At 62.2% G+C, this 22,018-nt stretch carries 22 protein-coding genes; 5 read left to right on the plus strand and 17 right to left on the minus strand.

The features are described 5' to 3' along the window. Nucleotides 1-7: 7 nt before the first annotated feature. The 6 genes from C7440_RS01480 to C7440_RS01505 form a co-directional block, all read right to left on the minus strand. A complete protein-coding gene (locus tag C7440_RS01480) occupies nucleotides 8-1,741 on the minus strand; it encodes a hydantoinase B/oxoprolinase family protein (RefSeq protein ID WP_116517208.1) in 1,734 nt (577 codons plus the stop codon). Beyond that, nucleotides 1,738-3,834, minus strand: a complete 2,097-nt coding sequence (locus tag C7440_RS01485; RefSeq protein WP_116517209.1) for a hydantoinase/oxoprolinase family protein — start codon at nucleotides 3,832-3,834, stop codon at nucleotides 1,738-1,740. Before C7440_RS01485 ends, C7440_RS01480 begins: the two co-directional genes overlap by 4 nt. A gap of 100 nt (nucleotides 3,835-3,934) precedes the next feature. Beyond that, nucleotides 3,935-5,356 (minus strand): MFS transporter, encoded by a 1,422-nt coding sequence (locus C7440_RS01490; RefSeq protein WP_165832407.1) that lies wholly within the window; start codon nucleotides 5,354-5,356, stop codon nucleotides 3,935-3,937. A 185-nt stretch (nucleotides 5,357-5,541) separates the two neighbouring features. After that, complete coding sequence (locus tag C7440_RS01495) at nucleotides 5,542-6,477, minus strand: DMT family transporter (RefSeq protein ID WP_116517211.1); 936 nt, start codon at nucleotides 6,475-6,477, stop codon at nucleotides 5,542-5,544. 128 nt (nucleotides 6,478-6,605) lie between these two features. Further along, entirely contained in the window at nucleotides 6,606-7,838 is a 1,233-nt protein-coding gene (locus tag C7440_RS01500) for a class I SAM-dependent methyltransferase (protein ID WP_116517212.1), read from the minus strand. A gap of 12 nt (nucleotides 7,839-7,850) precedes the next feature. Next, on the minus strand, nucleotides 7,851-8,042 hold the full coding sequence (locus C7440_RS01505; RefSeq protein ID WP_017522464.1) for a hypothetical protein: 192 nt from the start codon (nucleotides 8,040-8,042) through the stop codon (nucleotides 7,851-7,853). Between the two features lie 292 nt (nucleotides 8,043-8,334). Here C7440_RS01505 and C7440_RS01510 point away from each other — a divergent pair, with 292 nt between their 5' ends. After that, nucleotides 8,335-8,832: a RidA family protein gene (locus tag C7440_RS01510; RefSeq protein ID WP_165832408.1), complete on the plus strand. Its 498-nt coding sequence runs from the start codon at nucleotides 8,335-8,337 to the stop codon at nucleotides 8,830-8,832. 179 nt (nucleotides 8,833-9,011) lie between these two features. Here the strand turns inward: C7440_RS01510 and C7440_RS01515 are convergent, their stop codons facing one another. Next, on the minus strand, nucleotides 9,012-10,826 hold the full coding sequence (locus tag C7440_RS01515; protein ID WP_116517214.1) for a DEAD/DEAH box helicase: 1,815 nt from the start codon (nucleotides 10,824-10,826) through the stop codon (nucleotides 9,012-9,014). 390 nt (nucleotides 10,827-11,216) lie between these two features. Beyond that, entirely contained in the window at nucleotides 11,217-12,179 is a 963-nt protein-coding gene (locus C7440_RS01520; RefSeq protein WP_116517215.1) for a LysR substrate-binding domain-containing protein, read from the minus strand. Between the two features lie 114 nt (nucleotides 12,180-12,293). Here C7440_RS01520 and C7440_RS01525 point away from each other — a divergent pair, with 114 nt between their 5' ends. Then, nucleotides 12,294-13,445 carry an ABC transporter substrate-binding protein gene (locus C7440_RS01525; protein ID WP_165832409.1) on the plus strand — a complete coding sequence of 384 codons (1,152 nt, stop codon included), beginning with the start codon at nucleotides 12,294-12,296 and terminating at the stop codon, nucleotides 13,443-13,445. 52 nt (nucleotides 13,446-13,497) lie between these two features. Continuing rightward, on the plus strand, nucleotides 13,498-13,818 hold the full coding sequence (locus C7440_RS01530; RefSeq protein WP_116517217.1) for an antibiotic biosynthesis monooxygenase family protein: 321 nt from the start codon (nucleotides 13,498-13,500) through the stop codon (nucleotides 13,816-13,818). A gap of 32 nt (nucleotides 13,819-13,850) precedes the next feature. Here C7440_RS01530 and C7440_RS01535 read toward each other — a convergent pair whose 3' ends face one another. From C7440_RS01535 to C7440_RS01575, 9 genes are all read right to left on the minus strand, one after another. Further along, a complete protein-coding gene (locus C7440_RS01535; RefSeq protein WP_116517218.1) occupies nucleotides 13,851-14,303 on the minus strand; it encodes an HIT family protein in 453 nt (150 codons plus the stop codon). Next, nucleotides 14,303-14,620: a helix-turn-helix domain-containing transcriptional regulator gene (locus C7440_RS01540; protein ID WP_116517219.1), complete on the minus strand. Its 318-nt coding sequence runs from the start codon at nucleotides 14,618-14,620 to the stop codon at nucleotides 14,303-14,305. Before C7440_RS01540 ends, C7440_RS01535 begins: the two co-directional genes overlap by 1 nt. Further along, nucleotides 14,610-14,948 carry a type II toxin-antitoxin system RelE/ParE family toxin gene (locus C7440_RS01545; RefSeq protein WP_116517220.1) on the minus strand — a complete coding sequence of 113 codons (339 nt, stop codon included), beginning with the start codon at nucleotides 14,946-14,948 and terminating at the stop codon, nucleotides 14,610-14,612. The genes C7440_RS01540 and C7440_RS01545 overlap by 11 nt, the downstream gene beginning before the upstream one ends. Before the next feature lie 173 nt (nucleotides 14,949-15,121). Beyond that, entirely contained in the window at nucleotides 15,122-15,910 is a 789-nt protein-coding gene (gene trpC, locus C7440_RS01550) for an indole-3-glycerol phosphate synthase TrpC (protein ID WP_017522458.1), read from the minus strand. Nucleotides 15,911-16,028: 118 nt separating this feature from the next. Then, entirely contained in the window at nucleotides 16,029-17,054 is a 1,026-nt protein-coding gene (gene trpD, locus C7440_RS01555; RefSeq protein ID WP_116517221.1) for an anthranilate phosphoribosyltransferase, read from the minus strand. Between the two features lie 18 nt (nucleotides 17,055-17,072). Further along, the gene (locus C7440_RS01560; protein ID WP_040547910.1) at nucleotides 17,073-17,639 is read right to left on the minus strand and encodes an anthranilate synthase component II; all 567 of its coding nucleotides are present in this window, start codon (nucleotides 17,637-17,639) and stop codon (nucleotides 17,073-17,075) included. A gap of 2 nt (nucleotides 17,640-17,641) precedes the next feature. After that, complete coding sequence (locus tag C7440_RS01565) at nucleotides 17,642-17,824, minus strand: hypothetical protein (RefSeq protein WP_116517222.1); 183 nt, start codon at nucleotides 17,822-17,824, stop codon at nucleotides 17,642-17,644. Nucleotides 17,825-18,258: 434 nt separating this feature from the next. Next, entirely contained in the window at nucleotides 18,259-19,428 is a 1,170-nt protein-coding gene (locus C7440_RS01570; protein WP_116517223.1) for an ABC transporter substrate-binding protein, read from the minus strand. Beyond that, entirely contained in the window at nucleotides 19,425-19,676 is a 252-nt protein-coding gene (locus tag C7440_RS01575) for a hypothetical protein (RefSeq protein WP_116517224.1), read from the minus strand. The genes C7440_RS01570 and C7440_RS01575 overlap by 4 nt, the downstream gene beginning before the upstream one ends. Before the next feature lie 27 nt (nucleotides 19,677-19,703). Between C7440_RS01575 and C7440_RS01580 the strand changes: the two genes are divergently transcribed. Next, nucleotides 19,704-20,831 carry a cupin domain-containing protein gene (locus C7440_RS01580; protein WP_116517942.1) on the plus strand — a complete coding sequence of 376 codons (1,128 nt, stop codon included), beginning with the start codon at nucleotides 19,704-19,706 and terminating at the stop codon, nucleotides 20,829-20,831. A gap of 137 nt (nucleotides 20,832-20,968) precedes the next feature. Beyond that, a complete protein-coding gene (locus tag C7440_RS01585) occupies nucleotides 20,969-22,003 on the plus strand; it encodes an AraC family transcriptional regulator (protein ID WP_165832410.1) in 1,035 nt (344 codons plus the stop codon). Nucleotides 22,004-22,018: the final 15 nt, after the last annotated feature.

The raw sequence follows: 22,018 nt of genomic DNA on the forward strand, positions 1-22,018 counted from the left end.
CGGTGTCTCAGGCGTCGGCCAGGTTGATGTCGATCCGCTCGGCGGCGCCCGTTTTGGCGTCGATGGCGACACCATAGTCGCGTCGCGCGGCCTCTGGGCTTATGTAGCCTTCAGCCACGTCGAAGGCAACCTTTTCGACGGGCCGTTCGCGCGGGTCGCCGTATCCGCCGCCGCCTCCCGAGCGCAATGCCAGGGCATCGCCCTTTTTCAGGCGTTGGTGGGCGACCTTGGCGTTGGGCAGGTTGTCCTGCCATGTTCCGTCGACCCGGATACCGACGGAGTTGCCCGCGGCTTCCCGGCCGCCGTCCAGCCCCCAAGGCCGACAATGAGCACGTTCGATCGAGGTGTTGAAGGACAGGGGGGCCAGCGCTCGCACCACCAGTTCGGCGCCCAGTCCGCCTCGGTGGCGGCCGGCACCGCCGCTGTCCTGGCGCAGTGCGTATTTCTCGACCAGTATCGGATACTTGGCTTCGATCTGCTCGGAGGGGCTGTTGTGGGTATCGCCGTCATTGATGCAGACCGTCACCGAGACGCCGTCTTCGGTAGATTTGGCTCCCCAGCCGCCGCCGAGCGGCCCGATGCTGGCAATGAAGAAACGGCCGTCCTTGGGTGACAGGCCATGCAGGGTGGCCACGACGAGGTCAGCGTGGTGCCCGGCGATGACGTGGTCGGGCAGGGCGGGGGCCATCGCCTTGAAGATGGTGTCGATGACGGTCATGGGAAAGGTCATCCACCAGCGCATGGGCGCCGGCCGCGTGGCGCTGATGACGCTGCCTTCGGGCATGATCACTTTCAATGAACGGAAGCTGCCATCGTTGACTGGATACCATTGCGGTGTCGTCAGGCATTTATAGGCTACCTGGGCGCAGGCGATACCGGTCGTGACGCCCGAGTTATAGAACCCCCCCACCTGTCTGCTGACGTCCGACAGGTCGATGGTGACCAGGCCCTGCTTCACTTCTACGCGCACGCGTATGGGAATGGGCACGCCCTCGTTGACGCCGTCGTCGTCCATGTAGGACTCGGCTTCATAGGTGCCGTCGGGAATCTTGACCGCAGCCGCCCGCGCCGCTGCGTCGGTATGGTCCATGATGGTGTCGATGGCGGCCAGAACCTCGTTCTTGCCATAGCGTTCGACCAGCTCCAGGAAGCGCCGCTCGCCGGTCGTCACGGCCGTGATCTGGGCCCGCAGGTCTCCCATGGCCAGGTCGGGCAGCCTGACGTTGATTGCGATGATGTCCAGTAGATCCTGGTTGACCACGCCGGCGCTCTGGTACTTGAGGATGGGTATCTGCAGGCCTTCGGAATAGATGTCGGTGGTGACATGGCCCATGGAGCCGCCGATGTCCAGCCAGTGCGCCATGCAGCAGGTAAACGCCACGAGTTCGCCCTGGTGGAAGATGGGCAGCGTGAACGTGACGTGGTTCAGGTGGCTGCCCGTGATGTAAGCATCGTTGGTGACGAGAATGTCGCCGGGATGGATATTCTCGATGCCGAAATGGCGGATCTTCGCCTTGATGGTCTCGGACATGCCGCGTATGAACATGGGCAGGCCCAGGCCTATGGACACGGTCTCTCCTTCGGCCGTGAAGAGGCCCACAGTGAAATCCAGGGCTTCGTAAATGATCATGTTGTAGGCCGTGCGCATGAGATTGGTCTTCATCTCTTCCGTGACGGCCAGCACCCCATTGCGCACCAGTTCGACGGTGATGGGGTCGACATTGCGCGTTTCCACGGTCATTGCTGCTCTCCAATTGTGATGTCCAGGTTGCCGAAGGTGTCGACCAAAAGGTGGTCGGCCGGCCACACGACGGTGGTCGAGGCATGCTCTTCGATTAGTGCGGGACCGTCGATGCGATTGCCGCTTTCCAGAAGCCTGCGGTCGTAGATGGGCGTGTCCAGGAAGCCCCCCGAGCCGAAGAAGACTTTCTTGCGTCGGACCAGCGCCGACTTCGCGCTTTGCCCGCTTTCTTCCTCGCACCTGTCCTGGGGCGGCCTGGGCATTTTGCCGACCGCCGATATCCTGACGCTGACGATCTGGGCCGATTCCTGCGGCGCGCAGGTTCCATATCGCTGCAGGTGGACGTCGTCGAAAGCGCGCTTGATGGCATCGGTATCACGGCCCTCGAAGTACGACCGTGGCAATTCCACCGTGACTGCATGCTCCTGCCCGACGTAGCGCATGTCTGCGAACCGCTTGATCTCGGTGGACTGCGGCCGCGTCGCCGAGGACGCGATGGCGTCCAGGCCCTCTTGCTCCATGTCGCGATACAGCGCCTCGATGCTTTCCAGCGATTCGCAGGAAAGCGGCTGGAAGCAGGAGCGGACATAGTCGTAGCGCAAGTCGCTGAACAGCATGCCATAGGCCGAGAAGTGGCCCGGCGAGAAGGGAATGATGACGCGCCGTATGCCGAGTTCGCGGGCGATGGCCGACGCATGCAGGGGGCCGGCCCCGCCGTATACGATCATGGTGAATGCGCCGGCGTCCAGCCCTCTTTCCGTGGTGACGCCCTTGACGGCGTAGGACATGGCCGTGGCGGCAATGCGCAGTATCCCGTCGGCGGCCGCCATGGTGTCCAGGCCCAGCGGCTCGGCGATATGCTGCTGTACGGCCCGGGTGGCGGCAGCCTCGTCCAGCTTCATGCTGCCGCCCAGGAAATGGTTGGGGTCCAGCCGGCCCAGGAGCAGGTTGGCGTCCGTGACGGTGGGCTGCTCTCCGCCCCGTCCATAGCAGGCGGGGCCAGGCATGGAGCCCGCGCTCCGCGGTCCGACGCGCATCGCACCGCCTTCGCTCAGCGCCGCGATGCTGCCGCCGCCGGTGCCGACCTCGAAGATGTCGATCATGGGTATTTGGATGGGCAGGGCTCTGGCATAGCCGCCGATGAGGGCGCTGCCGGTGGTCAGCGGCACGCCGGAGTTGATGACGCCCGCTTTGGCCGTGGTGCCCCCCATGTCGAAAGCGATGGCATGGCTCAGGCCCAGTTGAGCGCAGACCGCCTGGGCGCCGATGACCCCGGCCGCCGGACCCGATTCCAGCATGCGTACGCAATGCTGCCTGGCTTCGGCCACTGGGTACAGTCCGCCGGTTGACTGCACGGTATAGAAATTGCCGCCGAAGCCGCTGCTTTCCAGATGGGATTCCAGCAGACCGAGATAGGATTGGACGCGGGGCCCCACATAGGCATTGGCGGCCACCGTGGAGGCGCGCTCGAACTCGCGGTACTCCTTGGACAGCTCATGGGATGCGGTAACGAAGACATCGGGAAGCTCTGCCTGCAGGATCTGCTTCACACGCTTTTCGTGGGCGTCGTTGCTGTACGAGTGGAGCAGGATTACGGCAACGGCTTCTATGCCGCGCGTTTTCAGGTCGCGCGCGATATCACGCACGCGTTCCTCATTCAGCGTCTTGTGCACTGTGCCGTCGGCCAGCAGGCGTTCTTCCACCTCGAACCGCAACGAGCGCTGGACCAGCGGTTCGTGTTTGGAGAAATACAGGTTGTAGGCATCGGGGCGATTTATCCGGCCGATCTCATAGATGTCGCGAAAGCCTTCGGTTACGAGCAGGGCGGTGTGCGCACCGCTGCGCTCCAGCAGGGTGTTGATGACGATGGTGGAGCCATGCAGGAAGAGTTCGGCGTCCTTGAACTGGACTCCGGCAATGTCCAGCGTGTCCTGGATGCCCTGCACCAGGTTGTCGTGCGTGGAAAGCGATTTGCCGAACAGCAGTTGCCTGCCGGCATCGTCAAAGGCGGCCAGATCCGTGAACGTGCCGCCGATGTCGACGGCCAGCCTCAGACGTCGCGGCGCTTGATGGGTTGGGATATTGATGCTCATTGTGCCGTTGAAATGAATAGGCCCATATCCGTTGTCTCCCTATGGGCCGGGTTGAAGACTGCCTAGGCCGGAGCGGGCCTGCCTGAACGGTGTTCCAGGACTATGACGCGATCTCGTCCAACGCCCGGCCCTTGGTTTCCAGCCCCAACGTCAGGACGGCCAGGCCGCCCAGGATGGCGGCGCCTCCGAACAGGACGAACACCGCATGGATGCTGGCATGGGTAAGCAGAGCGCCGACGATGACCGGCCCGATGATGGAGCCTATGCGCAGCCATGCGCTGGCCGCGCCAGCGCCGGTGGCGCGTATGCGCGTGGGATAGATCTCGGGCGCGTACACATAGAGCCCGCCAAGCAGGAAGGTGATGAACATCAGGCTGATGGACGCATACACCATGACCTGGAACGCCGGCAGGGCCGTGCCGACATAGGCCATGTACAGCATGGGAACGGCAGAGCCGAAGAAGCCCAGCATGAACGTGAGACGCCGCCCGATGTAGTCGATCAGCAAAACGCCGATGAAGATGGCGATGAAGCCCACGGCGTTGCTGATCATGCCATAGCGCAGCGCTGTTTCCACAGGCAACTGGTACTCCGTGCGGTAAAGCGTGGGCATCCACGCGATGAGCCCGTAGCCGGTCAGCGAGGTGCAGCATGCGATGATCCAGACGCCCACGGTACGCGCCGCCAGGCCGTCATTGAACAGCTGGCCGAAGGAGGGGCGCTTGCGCAGCGGAGGGGTAACCACTTCGAGCGGGGGCAGCTTGGCGCGCGCTTCGCTGGACAGGCGGTTTTCCATCTGGGTAACGATGCGGTCCGCCTCGCGGATCTGGCCGTTCGCCGCCAGCCAACGCGGCGATTCCGGCGCCAAGCGGGGCAGGATGGCGGCAAGGATGATAGGCAGCGAACCAACGACGAACATGGATTGCCAGCCGTACTTGGGAATGATCCACACAGCGATGAGGCCGGTAACCATCGTGCCCAGCGCAAAGCCCGACTGCAGTGTGAAGATGATGCGTCCGCGGTTCTTGGCGGGGCTGAGTTCGTTCATGTAGGTGGCGGCCACGGGTACTTCTCCGCCCAGGCCGATGCCCTGCATGAAACGGAACACCAAGAATATCCCCAGGCCCCAGGCGAATACCGAACTGAAGCTGAAAAGCGCGATGATCACCAGGGAGACTCGGAAGGTGGGCAGGCGTCCGAACCGCTCGGCGGCCGACCCCATCAGTAGCGCGCCGATGAATTGGCCCAGATAGCCGACGGAAATCAGCAGCCCCACCTCGCCGGGTGTCATGTTCCACAGCACCACCAGCACCGGAAGCACGAATGCAATGGTGACGGCATCGAATGCGTCGAATAGGTGCCCCGTCGCCACGGTGGCCAGAACCTTTCCGTGCCAGCGAGAAAACGGCAGCCGCTCTAGCCGGGCGGATATCAGTGCAAGCTCGCGGCGGGCCTCGGCCTTGTCGTCTAGGGCCGCTTCGGCGGCTTGGCTGCTGCCGTCCGCCACTAATGTCTTCTCCATCCTTTCCTCCAATAAATGAAATATTTCACTATTTGTGGTGGGGCATGCCGTGACAGTTGAACGAATGCGGCCATCATCCTGTCGTGGCATTGCGCCCGCTTTGGACGTTATCGCCTTCTATCGCCTTTTTGTGAAATATTTCACTTTATAGTGAAAGACGGGGGAGCGATTTACTGTCGGCGATTCTATAGACTTTTTTTGGGCGGTGCAAGAATTTGCCGTATCCATGAATACCCGCTGACCAGCACAATTCCCACGGCCACCAGCACGGCGCCGAACAGGAAGCTGGGGTCGAGCGGCTCGTTCAGCAGCCACACGCCGAAGAAGATTCCGAACAGCGGAGTCATGAAAGAGAACACGCCCAGGCGCGAGGCGAGGTATTTGCGCAGCAGCCAGAACCACGCCAGGAAGCTGAAGAAGGCAACGACGATGCACTGGAACAGCACGCTGCTTATGGCCAGCGTGGTGGGCCGGAAGCCCAACTGGCCCGATGCGGCGGCCGAGCCGAACAAGATGATGAAGCCGCCCACCAATTGATACAGCAGGGTCTTGGTGGCCGAGGCATGAGAAAGCCGCGAGCAGCGGACGACGACGGTGGTGGCGCCCCATGCAATGCCGGCCAGCAGGCCCAGGAAGTCGCCCAGCAGCATATTGCTGGCGTTGGGCGTGGACTCGCCGGCTTCGCGCCCGGTAAGCGCGACGACTATGCCTATGAAGGCCACCAGAATGCCGAACCATTGGGCCGCTGCCAGTTTTTCTTCGGGCAGCCTCCAGTGAAGGCCGATGGCGGCGATGAAGGGGGCGCAGTACAGGAAGACCGCCATGTGCGAGGCGGTGGTAAAGCGCAGGCCTTCGCCCAGGAAGATGAACTCAAGGCCGAACAGCACACCCACCAGCAGGCCGGGCCGCCAGCTGCCGTCGGCCAGATCCAGAGGTTCGCGGCGCCATGCCATCAGCAGCGACACCAGCACGGCGGCCACGCCCGAGCGTATGGCCAGCTGCAGCATGGGCGCCACGTCGACGGCGGCGGCCTTGATGGCAATCTGCTGGAAGGCCCAGATCATGCACAGCACGGCCATCATGCCAAAGGCCAGGCCGTCTATTCCCTTGCGTTCCTGCATCTCCCTTCCCTTTGCCGTCTTGTGTCCGCTGCGGCGCTTGGCTTTCTTTGCATCGGCATGGCGAATGCATGCCGATGCCGCTGCTGTGTTCTCTGTGTAAAGCGTTTTATGTATGTAAAGCGGCGAACCTAGAGCCGATCGCGCCTGTCGCCGCTGGTGAACCCCATGAGGGGCACATCCAGGCCTCGGCCCACGGCCATGACCTTGAACAGCTCGCCCATCTCGGCTTCGGACAGCAGTTTCTGCACCGGCCCCACCACCTTGGCGTAGCCGGCGGCGTCGTGCGGGTCGAGGCCGGTAAGGATCTCGATCAGCCCGGCGTTCATCAGGAAGCGCGCCTGCGAAGTGTAGCCCAGGATTTCCAGGCCGCCTTCGAGGGCGGCGTCGGCCATGGCGGTGAAGTCGACGTGGGTGGTGATGTCTTGCAGGCCGGGGTAAAGCAGGGGGTCGGCATGGGCGTGATGGCGGAAGTGGCACATCAGCGTGCCTTCGGCGCGCTGGGGATGGTAGAACTCGCGCTGCGGGAAGCCGTAATCGATCAGCAGGGCGGCGCCCTTTTTAAGCCAGGTGCCCAACTGCCGCATCCAGGCTTCGGCTTGGACGTTGACTTCAGAGCGGTAGCCGGGCAGCGGCGGCATGCGGCGCGACATCAGCGCCTGCAGATGCTCGTCGGCCGGGCGCCCGACCAGATTGAAGCGCGGCGGTTCGCTGCTTTCGGCGGGAGCGTCTGCGCCTGCCTGTTGCGCGGCGGCGTTTTCAAGGCCGACGCCCAGCTCGAGCAGGTTGCCGGCGTCGTCCCAGCTGAACAGGGCGGCCGGCATGGCGTCCAGCACCTCGTTGGCGATCACGCAGCCCTTGAAGTCGCTGGGCAGCGCCTTGAGCCATTGCACATTGGCGTGCAGGCTGCCCAGCCGCTGCTGCTGCCGCTCGCGCAGTTCAGGCGAGACCTCGAGAATCTGGTATTGGGGACGTATGTCGAGCAGATTGAGGGCCGGGATGAGCGCGGCGGCCAGGGCCCCCGTGCCCGCGCCCACTTCAAGCACGTTCTTGGTGCCGCTGGCGGCCAGTATCTGCGCGACCTGGCCGGCCAGCGCCTGGCCGAAGAGGGGCGTAAGCTCGGGACCGGTGGTGAAGTCGCCTTCGGGCGCCTCGCTACCGAACTTGGTGCTGCCGGCCGCATAGTAGCCCAGGCCCGGCGCATACAGCGCGTGGTGCATCCATTCTTCAAAAGGCATGAAGCCGCCCTCGGAACCCTGTATGCGGTAGGCGAGATAGTCTTGCATGGCCCGCAGATGCGAGGCCGAATCGATGTCCAGCGAAGGAAGGCCGGCCGGAGCGGAGGTGTTTCGTGCCATATTCATCGTCGTAGTGCGTCAGTTGCCGTTGCTGCGTTCTTGGGGTTGCTGTTCGCCTTTCTTCAGGATGCGCAGCGAGTTCACCATGGCGGCAAGGAAGGCGACCAGCAGGGCCACCATTGCCGCCACCACGAAGTTGTCAAGCACAAACCATAACGGAATCGCCAGAATGGCGGCCAGGAACAAGGGGCGGTTGGCGAGTTGTCTCATGGGGTAGTCGATAGACGTGTTGCCATAACCCCTAGTATAGGAGCCGGCGCGAGCGCTGTCCCGGCAGGGGGTATTTTTGTAACTGGTTTGGTGGTTGGCTAGCCGAGGCGCGTTAGGAAGAGCGCTTGTAACGGTGCATGGGCTTACGGCCTTTGCCATGCCGGCGTGCGGGGGCAGGGGCCCGAAGGCCCCTGGGGGCCAAAGCTGGGCTTTGCTGGCGCTCATTGTTATGCTTGCCGTGGGGGCGGTATTGTGCAAAAAGGGCTTGTGTACTACGAAAGGAGGGGACGGAATGCGTGCTTACAAAAAATGCATGCTCGGCATTTTCGCGGTGGGCGCAATGACTGCGGCAACGGTGGGCTACGCGCGCGACGAGCTGGTGAAACAGCACTATAACTACAGCGAGTGGACCAAGGGCCGCTTTGCCGAGGCTGTGGTGGTCGAAGGCGCGAAGGATGCGCGCCTGATCTATCTTGCGGGCATTGGCGCTGAAGAGGCAGAGGGCAAGCCCGGCGAAATCCGGGCGCCGAATGACATTGCGGGCCAGTGCGCCTATGCGTTCGAGAAAATCGACCTGGCGCTGAAGCGCAATGAAGCCAATGCCGACGACATCGTGAAGATGACGGTTTATCTTACCTCCGCCGATTTCATTCCCGCGTTCTCGAAGTGCAGGGACGCCTATTTTGAAAAGACGGGTGCGCGGCTGCCGGCCGAGACGCTGCTGATCATCAGCCGCCTGGCCTGGCCCGACATGCTTCTTGAAGTGGACATCAACGCTGTTGCCCGGTAGGTGGCGCCGGCTATGTCCGCGCTTGTTCCTCTATTGACGGCCGCCCTCGGCTTGATGGCAGCGTTTCCCTGGCGTGGTGAACGAGTGTTCCGCCCATGAAAAAACCCCGGAAAGCTGAAGAGGCCTTCAACTTTCCGGGGTTTGCTTAATCGGCTGTCTTAGCGGGCCGATCTTTGCTGTTAGGCGAAGTCGCTGCGGCGTGCGGGGCTTTTGCCGTGGCCGGCGGGTTTGCCGCCGAAGCTGGGGCGGGCGCTGCGGCTGCCGAAGCCTTCCTTGGCGGGGCCGTGGCCGGGCTTGCCGGCGTGGCCCGAGCGGGCGGCGTGGGGCTTGGCCGAGGTCCAGCGTTCGCCGTTGCCCTTGGGGCCGCGGGCTTCTTTGTGCTCGAAGCCGCTGCGTTCGCTGCGGCCCTTGTAGCCGTCGGCAGAGCCGAAGCGATCGTCAGGGCGCCGCGCGGGGCGTCCGCCGTCGGCGCGGCCTTCGTACGCAGGCTTGTCGCCGAAGCGGGGCTTGCCTTCGTACGCAGGCTTGTCGCTGAAACGAGGCTTGCCCGCGTAGGCGGGGCGCTCGTCAAAGCGCGGCTTGCCGGCGAAGCCGGAGCGCTCTTCGAATCGGGAATTTCCGGCGTGCTCGGGGCGCTCGTCGAAGCGGGGCTTGCCTGCATAGCCAGCGCGTTCTTCGAAGCGGGGCTTGCCGCCGAACGAGGAGCCTTCTTCATGGCGCGATTTGCCCGCATAGCCGGGCTTGTCGCCGAAGCCGCCACGACCCTTGTAGCCGTTGCCGCCCTTGCCGCCGAAGCCGCCACCAAAGCCTTTGCCGCCTTTACCCTTGCGGTCGGTATAGGTGGGGCGCACTGTCTTGGTGGGCTCGAGTCCCTCGATCACATTGGCCGGAATCGGCTGGCCGATGAAGTGCTCGATGCGGCGGATCTTGTGGCGCTCGGAGTGGGTCGCCAGGGTGAAGGCCAGGCCGCTGTTGCCGGCGCGTCCGGTGCGTCCGATGCGGTGGGTGTAGTCTTCGGGCTGCATCGGCAGGTCGTAGTTGATGGCGTGGCTGATGCCTTGCACGTCGATGCCGCGTGCGGCCACGTCGGTGGCGACCAGCACCTGCAGGCGGCGCTTTTGCAGCAGGCCCAGGGTGCGGGTGCGCTGCCGCTGGTTCATGTCGCCATGCAGCGATGCGGCCGAGAAGCCCTGGTCGGCCAGGCGGTTGGCCAGGTCGTCCGCGCCGCGCTTGGTGGCGGTGAAGACGATGGCCTGGTCAAGGTTGGTGTCGCGCAGCAGGTGGTCGAGCAGGCGCAGCTTGTGGCCGGCGTCGTCGGCGTACAGCAAGCTTTGCGTAATGTTGTCGTGCTTTTGCTTGTGGCCCGACACTTCGATGCGCAGCGGCTCATTCAGCATGTCGCGCGCAAGCTTGGCGATGGTGCCGTCCAGGGTGGCCGAGAACAACAGGGTCTGGCGGTCGGCGGGCGTGGCGGCAACAATGGTCTCGATGTCTTCGATGAAGCCCATGTCGAGCATGCGGTCGGCTTCGTCCAGCACCAGGGTCTGCACGGTGGAAAGATTGACGCGGCGCGCCTGAAGGTGGTCGATAAGGCGGCCGGGAGTGGCCACCAGCACGTCGACGCGGCGCGACAGCGCCTTCAACTGGGCGCCGTAGGGCATGCCGCCCACCACGACGGCGGTGCGCAGGTCGGGAATGTGGGCGCCATAGGCCTTGGTGGCGTCGGCCACCTGCATGGCCAGTTCGCGGGTGGGGGTCAGAACCAGCACCTGCACGCCGCGGCCCTTGTTGGCGGGCATGCCGGCGATGCGGTTAAGGGCGGGCAGCATGAAGGCTGCGGTCTTGCCGCTGCCGGTCTGGGCCGAGACCATCAGGTCCTGGCCTTGCAGGGCCTTGGGAATGGCGGCTTCCTGGACGGGCGTGGGCGAAGTAAAGCCTGCTTTGACAAGCGCAGACAACAGTTTGGGATCGAGACCCAGGGTTTCGAAAGACATAAGATACCTTTGCCGAACGAACGGCACACTTAGCGGGGGGCGATTGGATAAGAGCCCGGAGCGCTGGTTGATTGGAGCATCGTGCCGACCGAATCAACCTAAAAGTGCGGCGCTGTAATGAACGCGGCGAAAGGCTCGGGGGTCAGGGAGCGATGGTGTTCGGCATGGGTGCTGAAGGTTCAGTCAACTGCTATGACACAGCGATGCGCTGTATGAAAATGCCGACACATGATTAATGCAGTGCCAGAATTATACGGGTAAAGAAGCATTAGGGAAAGCCCTAGGTTGGGCGGATGTTCAGAATGTTGCAATAAAGCTATTAACCAACGATGACTGGTATGTATCCGCGGCTCTTGCCATGAGGCTTGAAATTTCCACTGTCGTCCGGTTTTAGTACGATCGGCAGGCTGCCGCCTTTCGAACGGCTTCCAGATAAGCGGATGTGGCGGCATTGAGCGGTATGTCAGCGGCAGTGATGATGCACACTGGATGTAATGAGGTGGACAAGGGCAGGGGGAGTATCGCCAGTTGCCCCGATTTGACGAATCGCTCTGCCACTCCTTTGGGAATTGCGGACAGCATGTTGGTTTGGCTGACGACCCCCAGAATGGTCATGATCGAGGCGGTCTGCACTGCGACTCTCGGCGCATTGGCCGAGAAGGCGGCAAGCCCCGACGCGACCAGGCCATAAAGCGGGGCGAAAGACGATGGTAATGCCCAATCGTAAGCATTGAGTTCCTCGGCGCTCCATGCATTGCTGTCTGCCAATGGATGGCGGGGGCGGCTCACGACCACTGTGGGCTCTTCGAAAAGGATCTCGGAAGTGACCGCGCGCAACGCTGGCTGAGCGGTTAGCCTACCCACCACACAGTCGAGCAAGCCTTGCTGCAGCATGGGCATCAAGGTATCTTCCAGGCCCTCATGCAAACAAACTTCAATTTGGCTGCCCGTGTTGCGCAATAGTGCAATCGCGTCGGGGACGAGCGACGACGCGACCACCGGGAAGACACCCACCCGTACGCGCCCCGCCCGCCCTGATTGAAGGGCGCCGATCTCGACTTGAGCGGCATCCATGTCGGACAAAGCCTTCAGTGCCCAGTGCAGCAATACTTCGCCTTCGGACGTGGTTGTGACGCCGTGTGCGTTGCGCTCGAAGAGCTTTGTCTCGAATATTGACTCGATCTCTGTCAGCAGCTTGCTGGCGGCAGGCTGCGTGACGAACAGATCTTGAGCCGCCTGCCGGATGTTCTGACGCCGGGCCAGCGCTTCGATAAATACCAGATGGCGCATGCGTAGGCGAGAGCGCACCCGGTTCAGAGGGGCATGATGGGCGGGCGGTTCGGCGCGGCTCATGGCATTGTGCGTCCTTTAGTTATACATGTATGTAATTTCGTTTTGAGACGTCCACGGCGGGCAGGTATCTCTATCATATCAATGACATTACTACAACTACCAGGAGACGCCCCCATGGCTGGTTTCGCTAAATCGTCCTTACTATTGTTTTGCTCCGTCTTTGCGCTTGCGGCGATGCAGCCCGCCCGAGGTGATATCACCGTAGGCGTGATCGTCAGCGCCACAGGCGGCGCTGCCTCGCAAGGTATACCTGAAAAGAAGCTGATAGAAATGCTGCCGGCCACTCTTGGGGGAGAACCCTCGAGGTACGTGATACTGGACGACGCAACGGACCCTGCCCTTGCCGCACGGAATGCCCGAAAGCTAACCTCGGAAGAGCATGTCGACGTGCTGATAGCTGCCTCCAACACGCCTTCTGCGGTGGTTATCGCGGGGATTGCGCAGGAAAGCAAGACACCCCATGTCTCTATGGCGCCCGTCGTACCGACGGAAGTGCAGTTTCCATGGGTGTTCGTTGTACCTCAGCCTACCGGGCTCATGGTAGACGCGATACTGGAAGACATGAAGAAAAATGGAGTTAAAAATGTAGGCTACATCGGCTATTCGGATTCTTGGGGCGACTTGGTTTACAAGCACCTGACCACCCGGGCGGACGAATACGGAATCAAGGTGCTCAACAACGAGCGCTTCGCACGAACAGACAGTTCGGCGGTGGCGCAAATTTTGAAATCGATGGCACTAAAGCCGGACGCCATGTTAATTGGCGCTACAGGCACGCCGGCCACTCTGCCGCACCTTACCTTGGTTGACCGCGGATACAAAGGAAAAATCTATCACACCCATGGCGTTGTCAATAACGATTTCTTGCGCGTGGGCGGCAAGGGTGTGGAGGGGGCTTTGGCTCCCATCGGTCCGGTTGTGGTGCATAAAGACCTGGACGACTCCAATCCTATAAAGAAACTGTCTGCCGACTTCATCGCTCAGTATTCGTCTTCTTACGGAGGGGGGCCTGTCAATGCTTTCGCAACTTGGGCATACGATGCGTACTTATTGGTGGATAAGGCGGCTGGCGTGGCCTTGAAGTCAGCCAAACCGGGTACTGAAGAGTTTCGGCTGGCTCTGCGTGACGCGCTCGAGCGTGATACTGCGGGTTTGGTGGGATTGAACGGCATCTACGACATCGACGCGTCGAACCACAATGGGTTGGACGAGCGGGCCCGCGTGATGGTGGAAGTTCAGGACAGCCAATGGAGGCTGCTCAAGTGATGCCGGGCTGGTGACGTGCCGCCTTCCATGATGTTGAACGAGGAGAATTTAGATGTTGGTCTGTTTGATTGAATTTGGAACCGCTCCCGGCAAGGAAGAGCAGAACCGGGCATTGGTGAAGGAGCTATTGGTCGAAGCCAGAACCATTGACGGGTTCATTTCGAAAGAAAGCTTCACCAGCCGCGATACGCCGGGCAAGGTGATTACGCTTTCGTATTGGAAAGACGCTGACTCGCTGCGCGCCTGGATGCGTAATGCGGAACACCGCAAGGCCATTCCCTTGGGTAAAAAAGAGCTGTTCACGCACTACACGATACAGATAGCGGAGATCACCTCCGACAGAACATGGACTAAGCCCGACAACGCGGACTGAGCCGTTATTGACGGCAAGTTTTTTATCGTGCGTTATAGCGTGCCCAGCGCCGTGCGCAGCGCGGCATGATAGGCGGGCAGCAGGCCTTCCTGCTGTTCATGAAACCCCTGCCAGGCCAGTTGCTGCTCGGGGCTGCGCTGCCGGGGCGCGGCCCAGACGGCATCGGGGAAGTGCGTGTCGAGGGGCCAGCGCGGTATCACGTGCCAATGCAGGTGCGGCACCTGGTTGCCGAACTGCGCCAGGTTTACCTTGAGCGGCGCCAGCTCGTTGCGCATTACAGTTTCAACCAGCCATACGGCGTCCATCAGGTGCTGGCGCTGGGGCGCATCCAGGTCGGTCATCTCGGTAATGTGCTGGTTCCAGATGACGCGGGTGTAGCCCGGAAAGCCGGCGTCGGGCACATGGATGACGCGCAGCTGCGCGTTGCGCCAGATTTCGTTCAAACCGTCGGCCGGCTGGCAGAGGGGGCAGGGGGCGTTTTGCATTATTTTGTTTGAATCGGTGCAAGGGGGCCAAGGGGTTGGATGGCGAGTCGCAAGCCCATGGCTCTGAGGATTGCCGTCAGGCTATTGAGCCCCGGATTGCCTGTGGGCGAGAGGGTGCGATATAGCTGGGTGGGGTTCAGATTAGCCTGCTTCGCCACGGCTTGTACGCCCCCAAACGCTTGCGCAAGTTGGCGCAATACGATCAGGAGCTCGCCGTGGTCGCCATCTTCGAGAATGCCGTTGATGACGTCAAGAGCAAGAGTTGGATCGTTGGCATAAAGCTCGGCCATGGCTTCATCATGGAGTTTACTTTTCATCTTCGCCTCTTGATAGCCATTCGGTCCAGTAAAACACGGCTTGGTCAATATCGAGTTGCTGTGTGCGCTTGGTGCCTGCGCATAGCAGCAGTACGACGCGTTTTTCCGAATGGGCGTAGTACACCCGGTAGCCGGGTCCGGCATCGATTCGCAGTTCCCACACGCCGTTGCGACAGAACTTGTGATCGCCGAAGTTGCCGAGTTCGATGCGGGCAATACGGCGAATGATGGCCACTTTGGCCTGGCGGTCGCGCAGTCGTTTTAGCCACTCGATGTAAAGATCTTTCTGCCCGCACGGGGTCAGATAATGTTCGATCCGGTATTCCATTTTCGTTTATTGACGAATTTTGGTCAATAGCTGGTTGCAACCACCGTAGTGTTCATCGGTGGCTGACGATGGAATCGGTCGAATCGTTAAATGGTCATTGGGGGAAAACCCCGAAATCGGCGTTCACAATACTTGCTTGTAAACGCCGGTGGCGTGGCGGCGCGCTGACGAAATTAGAAAAACAGCTCTCGCAGGGCCTTGCCGGGTTCTTCGGCGCGCATGAAGCGTTCGCCCACCAGGAAGGCGTGCACGCCATGCGAGCGCATGAGGTCGACGTCTTCGCGGGCCAGGATGGCGCTTTCGGTGACCACGCGCTTGCCTTCGGGAATGAGAGGCAGCAGGTCGATGGTGTTCTGCAGCGAAATCTCGAAGGTGCGCAGGTTACGGTTGTTGATGCCGATGAGCGGTGTCCTGAGCTGCAGGGCGGCGTCGAGTTCGTCGCGGTCGTGCACTTCGACCAGCACGTCCATGTCCAGCTCGAGCGCCAGGCTTTCCAGCTCTTTGAGCTGGTCGAGGCTTAGCGCGGCGACGATCAGCAGCACGCAGTCGGCCCCCAGGGCGCGGGCATGGGCGATCTGGTAGGGATCAATCATGAAATCCTTGCGCAGCACGGGCAGCGAGCACGCGGCGCGCGCCTGGCGCAGATAGTCGTAGGAGCCCTGGAAGAACTTGACGTCGGTAAGCACCGACAGGCAGGCGGCGCCATGGGCGGCGTACGAGCAGGCGATGTCCGCGGGATTGAAGTTTTCGCGGATGACGCCCTTGGAGGGCGAGGCTTTTTTTACCTCGGCGATGACGCCGGGCTTGCCTTGGCTGATCTTGTCTTCGATGGCGCGGATGAAGCCGCGCACGTCCTTGCGGCTTTTGGCTTCGCGCAGCACGTCGGATTCACTGCGCATCTGGCGCGCGGCGGCAACCTCGGATTTTTTTGTGGCAAGGATTTTTTCCAGTATGTCGTTCATCGGTGTTCTCCGGGGGCGGCATATTCACCAAAGGGCGGCCGCTTTGCTCATGCAGCAGCGGCAGGCCCGTTGATGGCAGGGCAGGCTGGTCGGGCGCCTGCCCGATGGGGCAATTAGATTACAGTTTTTGGGTGAATGCCGCGAACTCTTCGAGTTTGGCGCGGGCGGCTCCGCTGGCTAAGGTTTCAAATGCTAGCTTCAAGCCCTCTTGTATGGAATCGGCCTTATTGCCGGCGTAGATCGCCAGGCCGGCATTGAAGCCTACGATATCACGAGCGGCGCCCGGTACGTTATCCAGGGCTTCCTTGATAAGCTGGGCCGATTCCTCCCGGTTCTCGACCTTGAGCGAACGGTTTGAAACCATGGCCATGCCGAAATCTTCGGGGTGGATCTCGTATTCGCTGACCTGGCCGTTCTTCAGTTCGCCGACCAGGGTGGGTGCGCCCAGCGAGGCCTCGTCCATGCCGTCCTTGCCGTGCACGATCAGCACATGCTTGGAGCCCAGGCGCTGCAGCACCCGCACCTGGATGCCCACCAGGTCGGAGTGGAACACGCCCATCAACTGGTTGGCGGCATTGGCGGGGTTGGTCAGCGGCCCCAGGATGTTGAAGATGGTCTTGACGGCCAGTTCCTTGCGCAGCGAGGCCACGTTCTTCATGGCGCCGTGATGGGCGGGGGCGAACATGAAGCCGATGCCGGTCTGTTCGATGCATTCATTGATCTGTTCGGGCAACAGGTCTATCTTGATGCCCAGTTGCTCGACCACGTCGGCGCTGCCCGAGGACGACGAGGCGCTGCGCCCGCCATGTTTGGCGATCTTGGCGCCGGCGGCGGCAGCCACGAACATGGCGGCGGTGGAGATATTGAAGGTCTTGCTGCCGTCTCCGCCGGTGCCGCACATGTCCAGCAGCTCGTCGGGGTTCTGCGTAGGCACCTGCAGGGCGAATTCGCGCATCACCTGCGCGGCGGCCGTGATTTCGCCTATGGTCTCTTTCTTTACGCGCAGGCCCATGATCAGGGCCGAGGCGATTTGCGGCGACATCTCGCCGCGCATCAGCATGCGCATCAGGTGCAGCATTTCTTCGTGGAAGATTTCGCGGTGCTCGATGCAGCGCGCCAGGGCGTCGGGTAGGGAGATCGTCATGAGAATTCCTTGTTTTTTTCAGATGTTCAGGAAGTTGCGCAGCAGGGCGTGGCCGTGCTCGCTGAGTATCGATTCGGGGTGGAACTGCACGCCGTAGACGGGCAGGGTCTTGTGGCGCACGCCCATGATTTCGCCATCGTCGCTTTCGGCGGTGATTTCCAGGCAGTCGGGCATGGATTCGCGCTCGATCGCCAGCGAGTGGTAGCGCGTAACGGTATAGGGCGAGGGCAGGCCGGCGAATACGTCGGTGCCGCCATGGGTAATGGGCGAGGTCTTGCCGTGCATCTGCCGGCCTGCGCGCACGATGCGCCCGCCAAAGGCCGCGCCTATGGACTGATGCCCCAGGCACACGCCCAATATGGGCAGCTTGCCGGCAAAGGCCTGGATCAATTCAACGGAAATCCCGGCTTCGGCCGGCGAGCAGGGGCCGGGCGAGACGCAGATGCGGTCGGGCCCCATCTGGGCGATTTCCTGCACTGTGGTCTGGTCGTTGCGCAGCACCGTCACCTCTTCGCCCAGTTCGCCGAAATACTGGACGAGGTTATAGGTGAACGAGTCGTAGTTGTCGAGCATCAGCAGTTTCATGGTCAGGCCTTGATTCGGGGTGGCTGAACCGCCCGCGCAAAGCGCGCCGGGGCGGCCGGAAGAACGGGAATCAAGCTGATGCGCCATCGCTGCGCAAGCCCGGACGCGCCCAGGGGCGAGCCGCCGCGGATCGAATGCGAGCCGAATGCCTGGCGAGTTGCGAATGCGATGGAAAGACGGGACATCGGTGTAGCTCCTTGCTTGGAGCCGCCGTGCCGGGGTGCGTGTTTGCTGCCTTCTGACTTGAACTTGCCTACCGGTACGGCGGCAAGTTGCGGTTTTTAACCGCGACGACATGCCGCTTCCTATTGGAAGCGCCACCACGTGGTGATGTTGCAGGTCGAGAAAGAAAGTGTCATGGCTGGGTGCTTGGTGTTGCCGGATTCGAGCGGAAATACCCGAAAGGCAGCGCAAGTTTACATGATTGTCCGCGCGTTCGTCTAGAGGGCAGCCGCCCTGGACCTCGGATATGAGCCGGGCGAGCGCTGCCGGGGGGGCGAGAAGCAGCCGTGACGGCAGCCTGCTGCGGAAAAAGCGCGGGCCCGGACGAAACCGGCCCACGCCCTGAGGCCCTTTGTGGCTTTGCGCCGGCGGCGTGCCGGCGCAAAGCGGGGCAGTCTTACTGCTTGCCCGGATCCTTGAAGTTGGCGACTTTGTCGATTTCGACGTTCTGCAGCTTGCCGTCGACGCGCTCTACCTTGCGGATATAGACATTTTGAATGATGTCGCGGGTTTCGGGGTCGATCTGTATGGGGCCGCGCGGGCTTTCCCATTGGGTGCCCTTGGCCGCCTTCATGAAGACGTCGCCGCTTGCGTCGCCCTGGGTGCGGGCCAGCACGTCGTAGATCAGGTGCATGCCGTCATATCCGGCCACCGACATGAAGTTGGGCCGCTTGTCTGGGTAGGCCTTGTAATAGGCTTGCGTATAGGCCTTGTTCAGGGCCGAGTCATGAGCCTCGGAATAATGCATGGAGTTGATCACGCCCACGGCCGGCTCGCCCATGGCGTCCAGCACGTCTTCGTCGGTCAGGTCGCCGGTGGCGATGAGCTTGATGCCGGCATCGGCCAGCCCGCGCTCTTTATAGCCTTTCAGGAAGGACACGCCCTGTTCGCCGGCAGGCACGAACAGGAACACGGCATCGGCCTTCGAGTCTTTGACCCGCTGCAGGAAGGGAGAGAAATCGGGGTTTTGCAAGGGCGTGCGGACCTGGCCGACGATTTCCCCGCCCGCTTCGGTGAAGGTCTTGATGAACTGTTTTTCCGCATCGTGCCCGGGGCCGAAGTCGGCCACCACGGTGTATACCTTCTTGATGCCGTTCTTGGCGGCCCACGAGGCGATGGGCGCCGTGGTTTGCGGCAGCGTCATCGAGACGCGCAGCAGGTAGGGCGATTTTGTCGTAATCGACGACGTGGCGGCATTCATGACGATGGTGGGAATCTTGGCCTGGGTCGATACGGGCGCCACGGCGAAGGCCGACGGGGTAAGTCCGAAGCCGGCCAGGATGTCCACCTTGTCCTGCACGATCAGCTCTTGCGCCGAGCGCTTGCTGACTTCGGGGGCGACGCCGGTGTCGTCCTTGACGATAAGCACGACCTTGCGGTCGCCTATCTTGTCGCCGTGCTCCTGGATATACAGCCTGGCCCCGTTCAGAATCTGCTGCCCGTAGGAAGAGAAGGGGCCCGACATGGGCAGTACCATGCCGATCTTCAGGTCTGCCGCCTGGCCGGCTGCCGCGGCGCCGAGCAGGGCCGCTGCGAGCCCTAGTTGTACACCTAGCTTGAATTTCATTTGAACGCTCCTCGGTAGTAGTGCGTGCCCGGCCCACTGCTGCGCCGGGCGCCGCCCGTGTTTTTGTAAATGGTAAGGAAGGCTGACTTTCCATTTAAAAAGTAAAGCAGCCTGACTAATTTGTCAAGATTGTCCTTTTGCGGATGAAGTCCGGCCCGAAGCGGATAGATGGCTGGGGGCGGATTCGATACCTTTTCCATATGGGCCGGCCGCGCGGAATGCAATGAATGCGCGATCAGGCCCCGCATGGATTTGCCTGGAAGGAGGACACCATCATGTCGAACGTTGCTTATGATGCCTACCGCGAGGACGTCGCGGGCCGCGCCAATGTGCAGGACACCCCCGAACTGCTGGAGTACTACGGCGAGCTGGAGCGGCTGGGCACCGCCGCGCTGTGGACCGTGGCCAACAAGATCGAGCCCTGGCAGCCCAAGTCGCAGTCGGTGCCGATGATCTGGCGCTATCGCGAGCTGCGCGAGCACGTGCTGCGCTCAGTCTCGCTCGTGTCGCCCGAGAAGGCGGGGCGCCGGGTCATCTACCTGGACAATCCGGGGCGCCGCGACGTGGCGGCGGCGGTCGGCTGGCTGTATTCGGGATTGCAGGTCATGCACCCGGGCGAGGCGGCCTCGGCGCACTGGCATTCTTCGTCGGCGCTGCGCTTTATCATGGAAGGCGCCGGAGCCTACACCATCGTGAACGGCCACAAGATGACGCTGGGCGCCAATGACTTTGTCATTACGCCCAACGGCTGCTGGCACGAGCACGGGGTAGAGGAAGGCGGCCTGCCCTGCATCTGGCAAGATGGCCTGGACATTCCCCTGGCCAATGCCATGGAGGCGGGCTTTTTCGGCGTGCATCCCGACCTGCACCAGGCTGTTGGCCATCCGGTCGACGATTCGGTGGGCATCTGGGGCGCGCCGGGCCTGCGCCCGCAGGACGCCAGGTGGAGCGCCCCGTATTCGCCGCTGTTCAAGTACCAATGGGAGCCCACCTACGAGGCGCTGCTGAACTATGCCGGGGCGGCCGAGGCCAACCCCTACGATTGCCACTTGATGAACTACACCAACCCGGCAACGGGCGGCCATGTCATGTCGACCATGGGCGCCAGCATGCAGCTTCTGCTGCCGGGCTTCGCGGGCAAGGCCCATCGCCATACGGGCAGCTTCCTGTACCAGGTGGCCAAGGGCAGCGGCTATTCCATCATCGACGGCAGGCGTTTTGACTGGCGCGAGCACGACATCTTCTGTGTGCCTTCATGGGCCTGGCACGAGCATGTGAACGCCTCGCAGACCGAGGACGCCTGCCTGTTCTGCTTCAACGACCTGCCGGCCATCGAGGCCATGGGCTTTTATCGCGAAGAAGCGCTGGCCGACAATGGCGGCCGGCAGCCCGTGATGGCGTGATCGGTCTCCCTCCCGGCGCTATACTGGTTCAATATAAGAGCTTGGATAGACAAGCTTGAACCTGGTCCGGCATGCTTTGCGCATGCCGGTTGGGCGCCGGCCGCGGGCCGCGTCTCACAAGAGCGGGGAGGCCGCACATGGCCCACACAATGGCGGGATGGACTCGATCCCTCCTTGCGCAACACGTGCTGCTTGCATCGCAAGATGTCGACGAGGTGCGCGCCCGCATTGCCGAACTCCTTAACGACCACGAACTCGAGCCGCGCGGCTCGACGCTGGCCGCGCGCCTGAACGGGGTGCAGGCCGGCGCGCTGGGCCTGTGGATGCTCGAGTACGGCGAGGCGGTCACGGTCGAGGAAACCCGGCCCGGCGGCGACTTCGTGCTGGTGCAGTTGCCGCTTTCAGGGTCGGTGGGCATCGAATGCGAAGAGGGCCGTTTTACGGTCAGTCCGGGCAGCGGGCTGGTAATGCCGTCGAACGTGTCCCACCGCCTCGACTGGGAGGCGGGCGCTTCGCAGATTATTCTCAAGGTGCCGCTGGCGCGCCTGTTGCTTGAATACGAAGGCCTGACGGGCAGCCGCCCGGGCGGGCCGCTGCGCTTCAACCGCAAGATCGAGCTTGGCGCCACGGATGGCGAGCAATGGAGCGCGCTGATGCGCTATTTTTGCGAGCAGCTGGCCCACCCGTCGCCACTGGGGTGGCTGAAGGCACGGATGGCCGAAGAGGCACTGATGCGTCATCTGCTGTGCGCGCAATCGGTTTCCCTGCACGAGCACTATCTGGGCGATGAAGGCAGCCAAGCGCCCAGGCGGCTGCAGCGCGCCCGGTCGTTCATGGAGGCGAATCTGCAAGAAGAGGTTTCCGTGGGCGATATTGCGCGGCATAGCGGAGCCAGCGTAAGAAGCCTGTCGCGGATGTGCCGGATGCAGTATGGGGTCAGCCCCATGCAGTTGTTGCGCGACATGCGGCTGGACAAGGTGCGTGCCGAGCTTGCCGCCGCTTCGGCGGATGCGAGCGTGTCTGAAGTGGCGTTGCGGTGGGGACTGGCGCATCTGGGACGGTTTGCCGCTTCATATAGGCAGCGGTTCGGCGAGGCGCCTCATGAAACGCTGGCGGCGGGGCGGCAGCGGGCTCGCAGCGTGCCCCACATTACAGGAGCGGCATCGGAGTGATCAACGGGCCGGAGC

The organism is Pusillimonas noertemannii, from assembly GCF_003096595.1.
Lineage (GTDB): Bacteria > Pseudomonadota > Gammaproteobacteria > Burkholderiales > Burkholderiaceae_B > Pusillimonas > Pusillimonas noertemannii.

Excerpts from the sequence above, each read along its gene's own strand:
- C7440_RS01480 (WP_116517208.1), bottom strand. The coding sequence starts at position 1,741 with ATGACCGTGGAAACGCGCAATGTCGACCCCATCACCGTCGAACTGGTG.
- C7440_RS01540 (WP_116517219.1), bottom strand. The coding sequence starts at position 14,620 with ATGAAAAGTAAACTCCATGATGAAGCCATGGCCGAGCTTTATGCCAAC.
- C7440_RS01585 (WP_165832410.1), top strand. The coding sequence starts at position 20,969 with ATGGCCCACACAATGGCGGGATGGACTCGATCCCTCCTTGCGCAACAC.
- C7440_RS01525 (WP_165832409.1), top strand. The coding sequence starts at position 12,294 with ATGGCTGGTTTCGCTAAATCGTCCTTACTATTGTTTTGCTCCGTCTTT.
- C7440_RS01575 (WP_116517224.1), bottom strand. The coding sequence starts at position 19,676 with ATGCGGGGCCTGATCGCGCATTCATTGCATTCCGCGCGGCCGGCCCAT.
- C7440_RS01580 (WP_116517942.1), top strand. The coding sequence starts at position 19,704 with ATGTCGAACGTTGCTTATGATGCCTACCGCGAGGACGTCGCGGGCCGC.
- C7440_RS01565 (WP_116517222.1), bottom strand. The coding sequence starts at position 17,824 with ATGTCCCGTCTTTCCATCGCATTCGCAACTCGCCAGGCATTCGGCTCG.
- C7440_RS01505 (WP_017522464.1), bottom strand. The coding sequence starts at position 8,042 with ATGAGACAACTCGCCAACCGCCCCTTGTTCCTGGCCGCCATTCTGGCG.
- C7440_RS01520 (WP_116517215.1), bottom strand. The coding sequence starts at position 12,179 with ATGAGCCGCGCCGAACCGCCCGCCCATCATGCCCCTCTGAACCGGGTG.
- C7440_RS01490 (WP_165832407.1), bottom strand. The coding sequence starts at position 5,356 with ATGGAGAAGACATTAGTGGCGGACGGCAGCAGCCAAGCCGCCGAAGCG.
- C7440_RS01535 (WP_116517218.1), bottom strand. The coding sequence starts at position 14,303 with ATGCAAAACGCCCCCTGCCCCCTCTGCCAGCCGGCCGACGGTTTGAAC.
- C7440_RS01545 (WP_116517220.1), bottom strand. The coding sequence starts at position 14,948 with ATGGAATACCGGATCGAACATTATCTGACCCCGTGCGGGCAGAAAGAT.
- C7440_RS01510 (WP_165832408.1), top strand. The coding sequence starts at position 8,335 with ATGCGTGCTTACAAAAAATGCATGCTCGGCATTTTCGCGGTGGGCGCA.
- C7440_RS01515 (WP_116517214.1), bottom strand. The coding sequence starts at position 10,826 with ATGTCTTTCGAAACCCTGGGTCTCGATCCCAAACTGTTGTCTGCGCTT.
- C7440_RS01485 (WP_116517209.1), bottom strand. The coding sequence starts at position 3,834 with ATGAGCATCAATATCCCAACCCATCAAGCGCCGCGACGTCTGAGGCTG.
- trpC (WP_017522458.1), bottom strand. The coding sequence starts at position 15,910 with ATGAACGACATACTGGAAAAAATCCTTGCCACAAAAAAATCCGAGGTT.
- C7440_RS01560 (WP_040547910.1), bottom strand. The coding sequence starts at position 17,639 with ATGAAACTGCTGATGCTCGACAACTACGACTCGTTCACCTATAACCTC.
- C7440_RS01495 (WP_116517211.1), bottom strand. The coding sequence starts at position 6,477 with ATGCAGGAACGCAAGGGAATAGACGGCCTGGCCTTTGGCATGATGGCC.
- C7440_RS01530 (WP_116517217.1), top strand. The coding sequence starts at position 13,498 with ATGTTGGTCTGTTTGATTGAATTTGGAACCGCTCCCGGCAAGGAAGAG.
- C7440_RS01500 (WP_116517212.1), bottom strand. The coding sequence starts at position 7,838 with ATGAATATGGCACGAAACACCTCCGCTCCGGCCGGCCTTCCTTCGCTG.
- C7440_RS01570 (WP_116517223.1), bottom strand. The coding sequence starts at position 19,428 with ATGAAATTCAAGCTAGGTGTACAACTAGGGCTCGCAGCGGCCCTGCTC.
- trpD (WP_116517221.1), bottom strand. The coding sequence starts at position 17,054 with ATGACGATCTCCCTACCCGACGCCCTGGCGCGCTGCATCGAGCACCGC.